15 protein-coding genes are annotated in these 15743 nt (G+C 74.8%); 6 read left to right on the top strand and 9 right to left on the bottom strand.

Going from position 1 to position 15743, the window contains the following annotated elements; translation table 11 throughout:
- Window positions 1-4 precede the first annotated feature (4 nt).
- The 3 genes from ABT247_RS05415 to ABT247_RS05425 are packed head-to-tail and all read right to left on the bottom strand — an operon-like array spanning window position 5 to window position 2063.
- Entirely contained in the window at window positions 5-1078 is a 1074-nt protein-coding gene (locus tag ABT247_RS05415) for a serine hydrolase domain-containing protein (RefSeq protein WP_350738296.1), read from the bottom strand.
- A gap of 49 nt (window positions 1079-1127) precedes the next feature.
- Complete coding sequence (locus tag ABT247_RS05420; RefSeq protein ID WP_350738299.1) at window positions 1128-1646, bottom strand: GNAT family N-acetyltransferase; 519 nt, start codon at window positions 1644-1646, stop codon at window positions 1128-1130.
- 24 nt (window positions 1647-1670) lie between these two features.
- On the bottom strand, window positions 1671-2063 hold the full coding sequence (locus ABT247_RS05425; RefSeq protein WP_350738301.1) for an ankyrin repeat domain-containing protein: 393 nt from the start codon (window positions 2061-2063) through the stop codon (window positions 1671-1673).
- A gap of 421 nt (window positions 2064-2484) precedes the next feature.
- On the opposite strand from ABT247_RS05425, the gene ABT247_RS05430 reads away from it, so the two are divergent.
- The 3 genes from ABT247_RS05430 (at window position 2485) to ABT247_RS05440 (ending at window position 5088) form a co-directional block, all read left to right on the top strand.
- Window positions 2485-2679, top strand: a complete 195-nt coding sequence (locus ABT247_RS05430) for a hypothetical protein (protein WP_189917198.1) — start codon at window positions 2485-2487, stop codon at window positions 2677-2679.
- Window positions 2680-2779: 100 nt separating this feature from the next.
- The gene (locus tag ABT247_RS05435; protein WP_350738303.1) at window positions 2780-4438 is read left to right on the top strand and encodes a hypothetical protein; all 1659 of its coding nucleotides are present in this window, start codon (window positions 2780-2782) and stop codon (window positions 4436-4438) included.
- A 275-nt stretch (window positions 4439-4713) separates the two neighbouring features.
- On the top strand, window positions 4714-5088 hold the full coding sequence (locus tag ABT247_RS05440; protein WP_153459849.1) for an RNA polymerase-binding protein RbpA: 375 nt from the start codon (window positions 4714-4716) through the stop codon (window positions 5086-5088).
- Window positions 5089-5327: 239 nt separating this feature from the next.
- Here the strand turns inward: ABT247_RS05440 and fxsA are convergent, their stop codons facing one another.
- The 5 genes from fxsA to ABT247_RS05465 form a co-directional block, all read right to left on the bottom strand.
- A complete protein-coding gene (fxsA, locus tag ABT247_RS05445; RefSeq protein ID WP_350738306.1) occupies window positions 5328-5906 on the bottom strand; it encodes an FxsA family membrane protein in 579 nt (192 codons plus the stop codon).
- 55 nt (window positions 5907-5961) lie between these two features.
- Window positions 5962-7611: an apolipoprotein N-acyltransferase gene (lnt, locus tag ABT247_RS05450; RefSeq protein WP_350738321.1), complete on the bottom strand. Its 1650-nt coding sequence runs from the start codon at window positions 7609-7611 to the stop codon at window positions 5962-5964.
- Window positions 7612-7789: 178 nt separating this feature from the next.
- Window positions 7790-8248 carry a GNAT family N-acetyltransferase gene (locus ABT247_RS05455; protein WP_350738309.1) on the bottom strand — a complete coding sequence of 153 codons (459 nt, stop codon included), beginning with the start codon at window positions 8246-8248 and terminating at the stop codon, window positions 7790-7792.
- A gap of 92 nt (window positions 8249-8340) precedes the next feature.
- Entirely contained in the window at window positions 8341-9951 is a 1611-nt protein-coding gene (locus ABT247_RS05460; protein ID WP_350738312.1) for an amidohydrolase, read from the bottom strand.
- A gap of 104 nt (window positions 9952-10055) precedes the next feature.
- Complete coding sequence (locus ABT247_RS05465; RefSeq protein ID WP_045694655.1) at window positions 10056-10496, bottom strand: Lrp/AsnC family transcriptional regulator; 441 nt, start codon at window positions 10494-10496, stop codon at window positions 10056-10058.
- Between the two features lie 229 nt (window positions 10497-10725).
- Between ABT247_RS05465 and ABT247_RS05470 the strand changes: the two genes are divergently transcribed.
- Complete coding sequence (locus ABT247_RS05470; protein ID WP_350738315.1) at window positions 10726-11208, top strand: hypothetical protein; 483 nt, start codon at window positions 10726-10728, stop codon at window positions 11206-11208.
- Between the two features lie 99 nt (window positions 11209-11307).
- Here the strand turns inward: ABT247_RS05470 and ABT247_RS05475 are convergent, their stop codons facing one another.
- Window positions 11308-12471, bottom strand: a complete 1164-nt coding sequence (locus ABT247_RS05475; protein WP_350738318.1) for an acyl-CoA dehydrogenase family protein — start codon at window positions 12469-12471, stop codon at window positions 11308-11310.
- Window positions 12472-12683: 212 nt separating this feature from the next.
- Here ABT247_RS05475 and ABT247_RS05480 point away from each other — a divergent pair, with 212 nt between their 5' ends.
- Both ABT247_RS05480 and ABT247_RS05485 read left to right on the top strand, forming a co-directional pair.
- Entirely contained in the window at window positions 12684-13340 is a 657-nt protein-coding gene (locus tag ABT247_RS05480) for a uridine kinase family protein (protein WP_502892384.1), read from the top strand.
- Window positions 13341-13739: 399 nt separating this feature from the next.
- On the top strand, window positions 13740-15653 hold the full coding sequence (locus ABT247_RS05485; RefSeq protein ID WP_350738326.1) for an AAA family ATPase: 1914 nt from the start codon (window positions 13740-13742) through the stop codon (window positions 15651-15653).
- Window positions 15654-15743 lie beyond the last annotated feature (90 nt).

A 15743-nucleotide genomic window follows, 5' to 3' on the forward strand; every position in this document is an offset into this window, starting at 1 on the left:
GCGGCTAGCCGAAGACGGCCTGCCGGAAGGCGTTGCGCAGGTCGGTGAGCGGCTGGGTGGTCCGGTCGTGGTGCACCTTGTTGGTGAGCAGCAGGGCCCAGCGGCCGAGGCGCCGGGAGATCCAGAGGCCGGTGCCGGTGAAGCCGTAGTGGACGAAGGTCCCTTCGGCCGGTGCGGTGCCGGGGGCGCACAGCCAGGACAGGCCGCGGGCCGGGGCGAGGCCGCCGGTCTGCTCACGCAGGGACTCGGCGATCCACCGGTCGCCCCAGGGCAGTCGGGGCGGCGGGGCGAGCAGGGCGGTGAGGAAGCGGGCGAGGTCGCGGGCGGTGGAGAAGGCCCCGGCGTTGCCGGAGACGCCGCCGAGCAGCCGGGCCGAGGGGTCGTGCACGACTCCGCACAGGTGGGCGCCGGTCGACTCGTCGTACTCGGTGGGTGCGGTGCGGCCGGCCTCCTCGGCGGGGAGCGGCCCGTAGCGGGTGTCGGTCATGCCCAGCGGCCGCCAGGCCCACCGGGTGGCGAGTTCGTCCAGCGGCGCGCCGCCGAGGTCCTCGACGAGGTAGGTCAGCAGTACGGCGGCGCGGTCGGTGTACTCGACGGCGGTGCCCGGTGCGCGGTGGAGCGGAGCAGCGACCACCCCGGCCCGGATCGCCGCCGCCTCCCGCCCGTAGAGCTGCTCGAAGCGGGTGTACGGAAGCATTCCGGCGGTGTGGGAGAGTAGCTGACGCACCGTCACCACTTCCGCCGGGCGCCCGGCGGCGGGCCGCCACCAGCGGCCGATCGGCTCGTCCAGCGGCAGCCGGCCGGACTGCCACAGCATGCCGGCGCAGGGCCAGAGGGCCACGATCTTGGTGAGGCTGGCCAGGTCGTACAGGGTGTCGAGCCCGGGGGACAGCCGCGCGTACCGGCCCTGCCCGAGCACGCCGTGGGCCGCTCCGCCGAGCGTGCCGCCGGCGTCGCCGAGGGCCCAGACGGCTCCCACGCCTGCGGTGCGCGCGCCGTCCCGGACCAGCCGGTCCACAGCGCCGCCGGGCGCGGCCAGGGCGGGGAGCCGGTCGGCTCCCGGCGCTCGACGGCTCATCCGCGTCCCCCCTTCGGGCCGACGGGAGCCTACCCGGCGCGGCCGCGACTCAGACCGCCGCGGCGAGTTCCTTGCCGAGGCAGACGCTCTCCGGGTGGTCCTTGTAGATGCCGAACTTCCGGATCGCGGCGTAGCCCTCGGACTCGTACAGGGCGATGGCCTCGGGCTGCTTGGTGCCGGTCTCCAGGATGAAGCGGGTGCGTCCGGCCTCGACGGCGGTCCGCTCCAGGTGGCGCAGCACCGCGCGGGCCAGGCCGCGGCCGCGGGCCTCGGGTATCACGAACATCCGCTTCAGCTCGGCGTCGCCGTCGCGCAGACCGTCGGGGCCGAGCCGCTTGGCCCGCCAGCCGCCGCAGGCGACCGGCCGGCCCTCGAGGTAGGCGACCAGGAACAGCCCGGCCGGCGCCTCGAAGTCCTCCGGGTGCATCACGGTCTCGTCCGGGTCGCCGTAGCGGCGGACGTACTCCTGCTGCACCTCCGCCGACAGGGCCTGGGCGTCGGGGTGGGCGTAGCCGGTGACGCGGAACTCGACGGTGCCGGTGGTGTCCCGGGTGGCGGTGGTCTCCATGGGCGAAAAGCCTACGGCCTCGCCTCAGGAGCCTTCGAACAGGGCGATCATGTCCTCCCCGCCGAACATCCGGGCGGCGTCGAGGGCGGACGGGACGCCGGCGCGGGGGTCGGCGCCGTGGGCCACCAGGGCGCGGACGACGTCGGCCTCCCCCTTGAAGACGGCGCCGGCCAGCGGGGTCTGGCCCTTGTCGTTGGCGCGGTCGGGGTCGGCCCCGCGCCCGAGCAGCGCCTCGACGGTGCCGGCGTGGCCGTGGTAGGCGGCGAGCATGACCAGGGTGTCGCCGCTGCCGTTGGTGAGGTCGGCGGAGACGCCCGCGTCGACGGCGGCGGTCAGCACGGCGGTGTCACCGGCCCGGGCTGCGTCGAAGAGCTTCCCGGCGAGCGCGATCACCTCGGCGTCGGGGGCATCGGTCATAGCGGGCTGCCTTTCTCGGAGCCGGCGGAGCGGTGGGAGTTGTCGGAGCTGTCGGCGCCGGCGGTCGAACGGTCCGTACCGCACCGTAGCGGCCGGGCGCCCGGCCGGGCCAGCAGGCGTCCGGATTCCGGACGGCGGCCGGGCCGCTACGGCGTCCGGCCGCGCGGCCCCGCGCAGCCGTTCGAGCGAACTTGCCGGACGACCCGGACGCCTCCCGTCCGGTCGCCGGGAATGCCTCGCCGCACCGGATCCGCGCGCCGCCCGGCCCCGCCCGGCCGGTTCGCACACCCCCGTCCGGCGCCACCGGCGGAATCGCGCGACAGATCCACCCATTTGCCGCGTTCCGCCATCTATTACTTTTTGTCACTATAAGTGCACTTTACGTAACACTGTCCCCGTCCCCCTCCCCGAGGAGCAGAACGTGATCCTCTCGATTTCCGGCATCGTCCTGTTCGGCACCATCGCCTTCCTGTTCTTCCGCAGGGACGGACTGAAGGTCTCCCACGCCATCGTCTGCGCCCTCCTCGGCTTCTACATCGCGGGCTCCTCGATCGCGCCGAGCATCACCGCCGGCGGCGCCAGCCTGGCCAGCCTGCTCGGCGGCATCCGGTTCTAGGCGCCACCACTCCCCCGTACGGCCCGGGCGCGGATCCCACCGCCCCGGGCCCCGTCGTACCCCTCACCCCACCCGTCCCACCCGCCCGGGGAGTCACGCCATGCCGCTCCACCGCCACCTCAGCAAGGGCCGCGAGATCGCCCGCACCGCCGGGGACCACGCCTCGGACATGTTCGCCCCGCTCGCCGTGATCGGCCGCGGCCTGCGCCGCCACGCCGACTGGGCCCGGGGCCGCTGGCAGGCCACCCCGAAGGAACGCCGCGGCCCGACGCTGTTCCTGACCGCCGCGATGCTGCTCGGCATCTACCTGCTGCCGCACGGCCTGCTGTTCGCGCTGATCGCCCTGATGGCCAGCGCCGCCTGGGCCGGCCGGGCCCCCAAGGGCGCGGCCGCACCGCCCGCGCCCGACGTCGCGGACGTCAAGCTGGGCGCCCTCTACGCGGCGCTCACGCCGTACCTGTGCGGGCCCGAGGACGCCAACCCGCTGTACCACTTCGAGGGCAACTACAGGAGCGCGTTCAGCGCCTGGGAGTTCGACGCCGAGGGCCGGCTCTCCAAGCTGGAGCTCAGCTACCCCGCGTACTTCACCGACACCGAACCGGCCGCCCGCGCCCGGATCGAGCAGGTCGTCCAGGGCAAGGCCGGACGCGCCAGGGAGTACCGCTTCGACTGGGACGAGGAGTCCAACCGGCTGCGGATCGCCGCGATGTCCCCGCTGCCCACCGACATCGTCGCCCAGCGCTTCGTCGCCGCGCCGGGCGAGATCGTGCTCGGCTTTACCGACGAGGACGGCACCGCCCGCACCATCCCGGTCAGCCAGGGCGGCGCCGTCGTCCAGCAGCCGCCGGTGGTCTGGCGCACCGGACCGCGCTCCTCCGAGCCGCACCTGCTCGCCCTCGGGGTCGCCGGCTACGGCACCTCCAGCCTGTTGCGCTCGATCGCGCTCCAGGCCCTGCCGTACGCCGACCTGGTGGTGGTGGACGGCGCGGGCACCGGGGAGCACGCCTGCCTGGTGAACCGGCCCGGCGTGCACACGGTGGAGACCAGCCTGCACGGCGCGCTCGCCGCGCTGGAGTGGGCCGTCCAGGAGACGGAGCGCCGGCTCGCCGCGCTGAACGCCGCCCGGCACAGCGGCACCACCCCGCCCGAGGACATCAGCCGCCCGCTGTGGCTGCTGCTGGACCACCCCACCGAGCTGAGCGAGCTCGCCCACGCCGAGGGCCGCCCGGACCCGCAGGACCTCCTGGAACTGCCGCTGCGGCACGGCCGGGCCGCCCGGGTGACCGTGGTCGTCGTCGACGACCTCGCCGCCCGGGACCGGCTCACCCCGACCGTCCGGACGACCACCCGGGCCAGGGTGCTGCTCGGCCCTGCCGGGCTGGAGGAGGGCCGAGCCGCGCTCGGCGCGCCGCTGGACATCGTGCCCGCCGCGCACGCACCGATCGGCCGGGGCTACGCCCGGATCGGCAACGGCACGCCCGTCCGGCTCCAGGTGCCCGCCACCGTCGACCCGCTGGACGACGAGGCCCCGCCGCAGCTGCGGGACGCGGTGATCGCCCTGCTGCCGCACCGCGACAGCCGCACCGAGGCGGCCCCCGCCGCGCCGCCCCGCCCGGAGCGCCCGCCGACCGTCCCGGCCGACGGCATGGCCGGCGCCCACCCGGCCGGCGCCGTCGACCCGGTCAGCCCGGTCAGCCCGGTCCACCCCGTCGACCTCGGCAAGACGGAACCGATGATCCGCTCCCGACCGATCTCCTGACCGCCCGGGACCGGGGGCGGCGACGCCGGTCCCGGTCCGCCCCGGTACGCTCGGCACGAAGGGCCGACCGATCACCGCGTGTGAAATGGGCGACACCTGAGGTGATATCACCGGCCAGATGTGACAAATCGGGCGCCGGTGGGTACAAACAGGGGCGGCACGACAGACGACGCATGTCCCGGGACGGGAATCTTCGTCGGAAGCCGAGCGTTGACCGAACGACGAAGAACAGCGACCACTAGTCCTGTGGGCCATAAGCCCGGGAGGCACGATTCATGAGCGAGCGAGCTCTCCGCGGCACGCGACTCGGGGCCACTAGCTACGAGACCGACCGTGGTATCGATCTGGCTCCCCGCCAGACCGTCGAGTACGCATGTCAGAACGGACACCGTTTCGAGGTCCCCTTCTCGGTCGAGGCGGAGATCCCCCCGACGTGGGAATGCCGCTTCTGCGGCCAGGAGGCGGCCCTTCTCGACGGTGACGAGCCGGAGGAGAAGAAGGTCAAGCCCACGCGCACCCATTGGGACATGCTGATGGAGCGCCGGACGCGCGAGGAGCTGGAGGAGGTGCTGGCCGAACGGCTGGCCGTGCTCCGTTCCGGCGGGATGAACCTCGCGGTGCACCCGCGGGACACCCGCAAGAGCGCCTGACACACCTCGCTCCCGCCGCCGAGCGGGAGGACGCGAAAAGGGACCCTGGTCACCAGGGTCCCTTTCGCGTGGTCCGGACGTTTTCCCGGGGTCCCGGCGTCTTCCCGTGCTCCAGGCGTCTGTGCGTGGTCCGGGCGTCGTCCCGGCACGGGTGGTTCGGCGCCGGCGGCCGGCGGACCCGCGGTCCGGGCGGCCACCGCCCGCGCGGGCCGCAGGCGCGGTCAGTCGGCTCGGCGCCGTCAGCCGGCGATCGGCGGCCGGTAGGTGGTGTCCGGGCCCTGCGGACCGCTCGGCCCGGCGTCCGGCTCGACCACCTCGCCCTGGATCACCTTGCCGTCCGGGCGGTGGATGCGCAGCTGCTCCTGCAACCGCATCGCGTCCGCGAACGGGGCGGCGCCGGCGACGGAGGCGCTGCGCAGGGCCTTGTCCGCGACGCGGCGGCCGACGGCCCGCCAGAGCGCCCGGGTGGGCGGGAACAGCAGGGTCAGGGCGACCAGGTCGGACAGGAAGCCGGGGACGATCAGCAGCAGGCCGGCGAGCACCGTCATGCTGGTGCCGGTCTGCGGCTGCTGGGACTGCGGGTTCCTGCTCTGTTCCACGGCCGCGGACAGCGCCTTCAGCCCGGCCCGCTTGATCAGCGAGCCGCCGACCAGCGCGCCGCCGACGAGCAGCAGCAGGACGGCGAAGCCGCCCAGCCACGAGCCCACCTGGACCAGCAGCCAGATCTCCAGCACCAGCCAGGCGGTGATCAGCAGCGGCAGCGCCCGGCGGAGCCTTCCGCGCGGGGCCGGACCGGTGGGGGTAGCTTGCTGGGTCACGGTACGAATCCACTCCAAGCGGTGCTCTGCGCGCCGCACGGGAGGTCCGGGCCGGCTACGGCACCACCTGGTCCAACGATTCCCCGGCGGCCGGTGTTCCGGCGGCGGCCTTCCGGCGGCGGCCGATCAGCACGGCGGCGCCGCAGGCCAGCAGGCCGCCGATCGCCAGCGTCCACTCCGGGGCGGCCCCCACCCGGTCGGCCACCGTGGTGCCGTCGCGCAGCGGGACGGTCGCGGACAGCTCGGCCGGGGTCAGCTCCCGGGTGCGCTGCTCGACCGTGCCGTCCGGGGCGATCACCGCGCTGATCCCGCTGGTGGCGGCGATCAGGACGGCCCGGCCGTGTTCGACCGCGCGCAGCCGGCTCATCGCCAGCTGCTGCTCGGGCTGGCCGGTCTCGGCGTAGGTCGCGTTGTTGGTCTGCACCACCAGCACGCGGGCGCCGCTGTCCACGGTGTCCCGGACGATCTCGTCGTAGGCCACCTCGAAGCAGATGACGTCGCCGATCCGCGCCGGGCCGAGCTGCATGACGCCGTTGTGGTCGCCGGGGTAGAAGTCCCGGGCGACCCGCTGGAGGCGGGTGACGACCTTCATCAGCTGGGCGCGGAAGGGCACGTACTCGCCGAAGGGGACGGGGTGCTGCTTGGTGTAGGAGGCGCCCGGGCCGGTCACCGGGTCCCAGACGATGCCCTCGTTCTGGACGTGCTGGGCGTCCGGGCCGTCCACCAGGGTGCCGACCAGGGTGGGCACGCCGACGGCCTCGACCGCCTCGTCGATGCGCTGGCGGGCCAGCGGGTCGGAGAACGGGTCCAGGTCGGAGGAGTTCTCCGGCCAGATCACCACGTCGGGGCGCGGGACCCGGCCGGCCCGGACGTCGGCGGCGAGGCGTTCGGTGGCCGAGGCGTGGTTGTTGAGGACCATCATCGGGCGGCCCAGGAAGTCCATGCCCGGGTTGGGCACGTTGCCCTGGACAATGGCGACCTTGACGGTGTCGTCCGCGGCGGTCGGCACCGGGACGACGTAACCGGCCAGCAGCGCCGCGACCGCGCCGAGGGCCGCCAGCGCGGCCGCCCGCGGCGCCCTGCCCGGCCCGCGCAGGCGCAGCACGGCCCACGCGGACAGGGCACCGCAGAGGGCGACGGCGAAGGTCACCAGCGGCGCCCCGCCGAGCGCGGCGAGCGGGGTGAACGGGGTGGCGGTGTTGGCGAAGGCGAGTCTGCCCCAGGGGAAGCCGCCCAGCGGCAGGCGGTCCCGGGCCCACTCCTGGGTGACCCACAGGCAGGCCGCCCAGAGCGGCCACCCGGGCAGCCGGGAGGTGAGCGCCAGCGCCCCGCCGAGCAGGGCCAGGAACAGCGCCTCGACCACGGACAGGCCGACGGTGGCGTCCCAGCCGACCACCCGCAGCCAGCTGAGCAGCATCAGGAAGAACGGCAGGCCGAAGGCGAAGCCCGTCCACAGGCCCTGGCGGAAGGTGCGGCCGCGGGTGAGCAGCGACAGCGCGGCGACACCGAACAGGGACAGCGGCCAGAGGTCGTACGGCGGGAAGGCGAGCGCGAGCAGCAGGCCGGACGCCGCGGCGAGGCCGGTGCGGAGCAGGCCGGCGCGGACCTTGGCGAGGGCGCGGGCGGCGCGCCCCGCCTCGCCGGGGGTGGGGGCCGGATCCCGGGGCTCGGGAGAGGTCCCGGACCGCTCCTGGGTGACGGGCATGGCCACCGGCGCACCATCTTCCTGGGGCTTGCTGTTCGGACGCTGTCCGAAGAAGGTACCCCGGAACGTCAGGGTCGCGTGAGGTCAGGGTGGTAGGGCCCGCTCCGGCCTGGCCTGGCCTGGTCTGGGCCGGACCGACCGGCTCCGGCGAACGGCTCCGGCGGACGGTGCCCGCCGGTCAGCGTTCGGCGTAGCGGAGGCGGCCCAGCGGCCAGTGCTCGGCGAGCCAGCCGGAGACCGCCCGGTACAGCGGGGCGTCCAGGTCCGCGCGGTCGGCGCGGACCCAGGAGCTGACCGAGACCGCGGACGGGTCCTCGCGGTCCGGGTGGATGTAGACGCAGCCGATCACCTCGTCCCGGTCCGGCTCCAGGACGGTGTAGGTGAAGCCGGTGCGGGCCTCGAAGTCGGCCGCGTGGCGGCGCAGGTCGGCGAGGTTCTGCTCCAGGGACATCCCCTCGGCCGGCGGCCAGCCGCGGCCGGCCCAGCCGGGGGTGGCGCGGATGTGGTCGACGCTGCTCGTCCAGGCGGCGTGGTCGGAGGCGTTGTGCTGCTCGCCCAGGGGCTCCAGGCGGAACCCCGGGGCGAGCAGTTCGCGGGGGACGGTGAAGTCGGCGGGCACCAGCGGATCGGTCGTCATGGCGGTCAACCTAGACGGTTCGCCCCGCGCCCCATCCGGTCCGGCGACGCCTCCGGTCCGGCGACGCCTCCGGGCCCGGCGCCGCACCCGGTTCACCGCTGGTGCACGGTGCGGCCGCGGACCACCGTGCGCAGGCAGGTGGGCAGTTCGCGGCCCGGGGTGAGGTCGGGCAGGCCCGGGGTGCCGGAGCGCGGGTCCGTGGACCAGCCGGCCACCCGGGCGTCGGGGGCCTGGACGACGAGTTCCTCGGCGGCCCAGATCGCGTAGCTGGCGATCGCTCCGGGCACCAGCACCCCGTCCTGGTCGCGGCCGATCGCGCGCCAGCCGCCGCGGGTGTGGGCGGTGAAGGCGGCACGGACGGAGATCCGGTGTTCCAGGGTCTGGTGGAAGGCCGCCGCCCGGACGGTGCCCCAGGGATCGAGCGGGGTGACCGGGGCGTCCGAGCCGAAGGCCAGCGGGACGCCGGCTCGCAGCAGGGCGGCGAACGGGTTGAGGGCGGCGGCCCGTTCGGCACCCAGGCGCTGCACGTACATGCCGTCCGGACCGCCCCAGGCGGCGTCGAAGGCGGGCTGGACGGAGGCGGTGAGGCCGAGCTCGGCGAAGGCCGCGACGGCCTTGTCGTCGAGGGCTTCGGCGTGCTCCACGCGGTGGCGCATGGCCCTGACGCGGTCGAGCCCGACCCGCTCGCCGGCCGCCCGGACGCCGTCCACGACGGCGGTGACGGCGGCGTCGCCGATGGCGTGGAAGCCGGCCTGCAGCCCGGCCGCGGTGCAGGCGGCGACGTGGTCGGCGACCTGCTCGGCGCTCAGGTAGGCGGTGCCGGTGTGACCGGCGTCCGCGTACGGGCTGTGCAGGCAGGCGGTGCGCGAGCCGAGCGCGCCGTCCACGAAGAGGTCGCCGCCGGCGCCCACCGCACCGAGCCTGCGAGCCGTCTCGACGCCACCCAACTCGCCCCAGTAGCCGAACACTTCGGGGCCCTCGCGCTCGGCGGCCAGGGCCAGGAGGGCGGTCAGGTCGTCCTCGGAGGAGATCTCCGGTCCGGCGCACTCGTGCAGGGCGCCGATGCCGAGCTCGGCGGCGCGGGCGAGGGTGGCGCGCTGGGCGCGGCGGCGCTGCTCGGGGGTGAGGCGGGCGAGCGCGGTCCGCCGGACGGCGTGGTGGGCGTCCTTGGTGAGCGGACCGTCGGCGTCGAAGCCCGGCCGCTCGGCGAGGCCCTCGGTGAGGGCGCGCAGCGCCGTGGTGGCGAGCGCGGAGTGCACGTCGGTGCGGGAGAGGTAGAGCGCGGCGCCGCGGGCGGCGGCGTCGAGTTCGGCGAGCGTGGGCGGGCGGCCCTCGGGCCACCCGCTCTCGTCCCAGCCGTGGCCGATGAGCACCCCGCCGGAGTCGGGCCGGGCCTCGACGAAGGCGGTGACGGCTGCCAGCGCGGCGGCCAGCGAGGGGCTGCCGGTGAGGCCCAGACCGGTGAGCGCCAGGCCGGTGGCGGTGGCGTGGACGTGGGCGTCCACGAAGGCGGGGGTGACCAGGGCGCCGTCCAGCTCGACGATCTCGTCGGCGGTGGCCGCGTACGCCTCGGCGGCGCCGTCGCTGCCGACCCAGGCGATGTGCTCGCCCTCGACGAGCATCGCGGTGGCGAACGGGTCGGCGGGGCTGTAGACGGCGCCGCCGCGCAGCAGGACGGTCCGGAGGGTGGTGCTTTCGGTCATGCGGCTAAGTCTGCACCGTGCCTCCCGCCCTGCGGCGCCCGGGCCTTCCGCTCCGCGGAGCCGCCCCGCCGGGACACCGGTACGCCGGTACACCGGTACACCGGTCAGAGTTTCGGGGGCCGGGCCTCGTAGGGGGTGGAGAGCACGACGGTGGTGCGGGTGGAGACCCCGGCGGCGCTGCGGATGCGGGCGAGCAGGTCCTCCAGGTCGCCGGGCGCTCCGACCCGCACCTTGAGGATGTAGTTCTCGTCGCCGGCGACGCTGTGGCAGGCCTCGATCTCGGGCAGGCCGGCCAGCCGCTCCGGGGTGTCGTCCGGGGCGCTGGGGTCGAAGGGCTTGACCGAGATGAACGCGGTCAGCGCCAGGTCGACGGCGTCGGGGTCGATGATCGCGGTGTAGCCGCGGATCACCCCGCGCTGTTCGAGGCGGCGCACCCGCTGGTGCACCGCCGAGGTGGACAGGCCGGTGGCCTTGCCCAGGTCCGTGTAGCTCATCCGGCCGTCCTCGAGGAGCAGCTGGACGATGCGTTGGTCGAGATCCTCCACAGTGGGCCAACCTACCGGCTCCGGAGCACGAGGGGCGCACGCGGTGGCACGGACCGGGATTGCAGGTGACACGGAGGCAATTGCCGAGTGAATGTGGCAAGCGGTGTGGCCAAGGACACACCCGGTGCATCGTGGTGCGCAACACCGCAGGGTTATGAGCCCGAGTCCCAGGGAAATGCTGGTTGTGGCCCTGGACGACCATGCCGGGCCCGATCCTAGGGGGATCCTCATGCCTGCTACTGACCAGCGTGTGCTGGGCGCCGACGAGACCGACGATATGACCGGCCGCGAGGACCTCGCGGTCGACCACTCGCCGGGCAACGACCCCGGTGAGGCCGAGACCTGGGACATCTTCCGGGTCCACTGCCCCGAGTGCCGCCGTCCGATCGCCCTCGTGGCGGACGAGGAACGGCTTCCGCAGCACGCCCTGCTGCCCACCGCCTGGAACCCCTTCGCCCCCGCGATCTGCCCCGGCTCGGGCGCCCCGACCGACGATCTGGCGGAGGTCGAGAGCCCGGAGGACGCGCAGCCGACGGGCTTCGACGCGCTGTTCAAGCTGCCGAGCGGTCTCGACTGGCGCACCCAGCCGTTCTCGCACGCGCTGGTGCACCGCCCGGTGCGGGCCGCGACGGCCCCGGCCCAGGCCGCGCGGAGGACCGCCCCGGTGACGCCCGTCATCCCGGAGCAGCGCCGGCGGCTGGTGCGGCGCTGACCGCCGCCCGCCGCCGTTGAGCCGACGCTCCGCCACGAACGCCTGCGGCCGTCACTCCGCACCCTGGAGTGACGGCCGCAGGCCGTAGGGGGAAGGCCGTCAGGCCTTGGTGAGGTGGCGGCCGATCACCAGCCGCTGGATCTGGTTGGTGCCCTCGACGATCTGCAGCACCTTGGCCTCGCGCATGTAGCGCTCGGCCGGGAAGTCCTGGGTGTAGCCGTAGCCGCCGAGCACCTGGACGGCGTCGGTGGTCACCCGCATCGCCGTGTCGGTGCAGAACAGCTTGGCCATCGCCGCCTCCTTGGAGAACGGCCGGCCCGCGTCCCGCAGCCGCGCGGCGGCCAGGTAGAGCGAGCGACCGGCCTCGATCTGGGTGGCCATGTCGGCGAGCATGAACGACAGGCCCTGGAAGTCGGCGATCGGGCGGCCGAACTGGCTCCGGGTGCGGGCGTAGTCCACCGCGAGGTCGAGGGCGGCCTGGGCGACGCCGATCGCACAGGCGGCGATGCCGAGGCGGCCGGAGTCCAGTGCGGCGAGCGCGATCTGGAAGCCCTGGCCCTCCTCGCCGATCAGCCGGTCACGGGAGACCCGGGCGCCGTCGAAGTGCAGCTGCGCGGTCGGCGAGGAGCGCATGCCCATCTTGTGCTCCGGCGGCGCGGCCGACAGGCCCGGCTGGGTGCCGGGGACGAGCAGGCAGCTGATGCCCTTCGGGCCCTCGGCGCCGGTGCGCACCAGCGTGCTGTAGAAGTCGGCCCGCCCGCCGTGGGTGATCCAGGCCTTGGTGCCGTTGACGACGTACTCGTCGCCGTCCAGGTCGGCGCGGGTGCGCAGGGCGGCCGCGTCCGAGCCGGACTGCGGCTCGGAGAGGCAGTAGGCACCGAGCTGGTCGCCGGAGAGCATGGCGGGCAGCCAGGCCGTGCGCTGCTCCTCGGTGCCGAAGGTGGCCAGGGCGTGGCAGGACAGGGTGTGCACGCTGACGCCGAGGCCGACGGCCAGCCAGCCCGCCGCGAGCTCCTCCAGCACCTGGAGGTACACCTCGTAGGGCTGCTCGCCACCGCCGTACTTCTCGTCGTACGGGAGGGACAGCAGGCCGGCCTCGCCGAGGGTGCGGAAGACCTCCCGCGGGAAGCGCCCGGCGCCCTCGTCCTCCGCCGCGCGCGGCTGCAGCTCGCGCTGGACCAGGTCGCGGGTGAGGCTCAGCAGCTCCCGGGCCTCCTCGCTCGGCAGCTGGCGCTCCACGGCTTTCACGGGGGAGGGGGTCATGGCGGCGGTCGCCTCCTCGATCGGGCGACGGACCGAGCTGTCGGCTGGTCCGGCGCGGGGTGTGGCAGGTCGGCCCGACCGGCACCGGGTTGCGGTGAACGGCCGTTCACAGGCGTGGCGAAGGCGAGTATGCCGGAAACCCGGGCCGCCGTCACGACCTGCACTGATCAACTGTCCGCAGTGGTGGGCTACGGCACCGTAGGGTTGCCGTTGTGGCTGTTTCCGGAACCCTCCCCGCCTTCTCCCCGCCCGCGACCGGCGACCCGCTGACGACGCTCGCCGCCGAGCTGCGGGCGCTGCCGCCGTCCTGCGGGCCGGTGCGGCTGGTCGCGGTGGACGGCCACGCGGGCTCCGGCAAGACGACCTTCGCCGGGCGGCTGGCGGCGGCGCTCGGCGGGGCGCCGGTGGTCCACCTGGACGACCTGGCCACCCACACCGAGTTCTTCGCGTGGGCCGGGCGACTGCGCGAGCAGGTGCTGGAGCCGCTGGCGGCCGGCCGGGACGCCGAGTACCGGGTGTACGACTGGACGCTGCGCCGTTTCGCGACCACCGCCGTGGTGCCGGCCGCTCCCGTGGTGCTGGTGGAGGGGGTGGGTGCGGGGCGCCGGGAGGTGCGCCCGTTCCTGGCCCGGCTGATCTGGATGGAGCTGGACGCCGCGGCCGCCCGGCGGCGCGGCGAGGAACGGGACGGTCCGGAACTGGCCGGGTTCTGGGCGGGCTGGGCCCGGGCGGAGGCGGCGCACTTCGCCGCCGACCCGAGCCGGCCCCACGCCGCCACGCGCGTGGACGGGGTGACCGGGCGGATCCTGCCGGGCACCGTCGGTGAATCTTCAACCAAGTCCTTGACCTGCGACATCACTGGGATTTAGGTTTGCCTCAGCCGCCGGGACCGAGCGTTCCGGCCGCCTCGGACCCGGCGTCCCCGGCTTGTTCCCCCGTGAGCCGGGGGCGTCGTCCGGTCCCCTCCCCCATCTGCGCCCCGGCGCCCGCGCCGCCCGCTCGTTTCAGCCATTCCGCTGCCCAACGACCGCGCGTGCGATCCCATTTGAGCCCGTACGGCACCCTTCCGGATCAGCTCCGCGCCGGTACGATTCCTGGCAGGCGCATAGGCGCCCCGGGGGCTTCCGACCACGGCCCGGCGATGCTCAGGCGAACCGACGACCGAGCCCCGGGCCACACCGCGGGGGGCGTGAGTGACGACGGTGGACAGTTCCGACAGCACGGCGGGCGGCCCGGACCGGCTCGCCGACCGCGCCTGGCTGCGCGCCATGGACGCCTACGCGGCCGGCGCCTACGCCCGCGCGGAGGAGGAGTTCCGGGCCGCCGTGCGGCTCGACCCGGGCATGGCCGACGCCTGGCTCGGCCTCCACGCGCTGCGCAGCGACACCTCCGCCGCGCTGCTCGCCATGTACCGCCACCAGAAGCGCTTCGGCGAGCAGCGGCGGCTGCACCGGCGCCCACTCAGTTCCTGGTACTGGCTGGGCTGGTGGGTGCAGCCCGTCCTGGAGGACACCCGCGACCTCGCACTGGCGCACGCCTCGCACTGGCTGGACGGCCGCCACCTCGCCGAACTGGACCGGGCGTTGGAGCAGTGCCCGGCGCCGAGCGAGGACCCGTCAGCCCAGTTCCTGTACGCCTGCCGGTCCTATCTGCTCAAGGACTGGGAGCAGTTGATCCGCGACACCGACCGCCTGCTGGACGACCCGCTGCTGGGCATCGAGGCCGGGCTGTTCGCCGGGATGGCGCGGGTGCGGCTCGACATGTGCGCCCAGGCGCAGGCACCGCTGGCCGCCTCGCTGGCGCGCTGCCGGTCCGAGCAGCCGCAGCGCAAGGAACTGCGCTACTGGCTGGCCCGGGCGTACGAGGGTGCCGGACGCAGCGCGGCGGCCCTGCCGCTGTACCGGGCGGTGCACCGGGCAGATCCGGCCTTCATGGACACCGCCGCCCGGCTGGCGGCGATCTCGGCGGAGGACGCGCTCGCCGACGGGCTGTTGGCGGGTGGGCGCCCGGGCGGGGCGGAACCGGCCGGGCCGGGCGGCGAGGCGGGCTTCCAGGACGAGCTCGGGTACACGGAAGGACCGCTCTACGGCGAGGAGTTCGGGCCCGGTACGACGGAGCCGGGGGGCGGCCTGGTGGACGCGGGCCCGGCGGACGAAGCCACCGGCCTCGCCCCGGCCGGGCCGGCCGGGGACGGCGTGCCGCGGGCGGCCGGGGAGCGGTCCGGCTCGGGAGCACCGGGCTGCCCGACCCCTCCCGCGCCGCTGCCGGTCCGCGGCCAGGCGCAGCCCCGGCTCGCGCCCTCCCCCGCCGCCAGGGCGGGGGGCGACGACCGGGAACTGGACGCGGCCCTGGCCGAACTCTCGCTGATGGTGGGCCTGGAGCCGGTCAAGCGCCAGGTGCGCGCCCTGTCGGCACAGCTGCGGATGAGCCGGCTGCGGGCCGAGCAGGGCCTGCCGGTCCAGCCGCCGAAGCGGCACTTCGTCTTCTCCGGCCCGTCCGGCACCGGAAAGACCACCGTGGCCCGGATCCTCGGCCGGGTCTTCCACGCCCTCGGCCTGCTCTCCGGCGACCACCTGGTGGAGGCCCAGAGAGCGGACCTGGTCGGCGAGTTCCTCGGCCAGACGGCCGTCAAGGCGAACGACCTGATCGACTCCGCCCTGGACGGCGTGCTGTTCATCGACGAGGCGTACAGCCTCTCCAACTCGGGCTACACCAAGGGCGACGCGTACGGCGACGAGGCACTGCAGGTGCTGCTGAAGCGGGCCGAGGACAACCGGGACAGGCTGGTGGTGATCCTGGCCGGCTACCCGGAGGGGATGAACCGGCTGCTCGCCACCAACCCCGGCCTCAACTCCCGCTTCACCACCCGGGTCGACTTCCCCAGCTACCGCCCGAACGAGCTGACCGCCATCGGCGCGGCACTGGCCGGCCGGGACGGCGACGGCTGGGACGAGGACGCGGCCGAGGAACTGGCCAGCATCTGCACCCATGTGGTGCGCGAGGGCTGGATCGACGAGTTGGGCAACGGCCGGTTCATCCGCACCCTGTACGAGAAGTCCTGCGCCTACCGCGACCTCCGGCTGTCGCAGCTGCGCGAGCCACCGGGCCGAGAGGACCTGGCGACGCTGCGGCTGCCGGACCTGGTCCAGGCGTACGGGGAGCTGATCGACGGCCGGGGCTAGGGCCCGTCTTCAAACCCCCGTCGTCCGCCCGAAGGGCGGGCGGGGCGGCGTTGGGGTGCGTGCATCGCAAGGCGGAGGAGGGAGTCCATG

It is taken from the genome of Kitasatospora sp. NPDC001539, from assembly GCF_040298565.1.
Lineage (GTDB): Bacteria > Actinomycetota > Actinomycetes > Streptomycetales > Streptomycetaceae > Kitasatospora.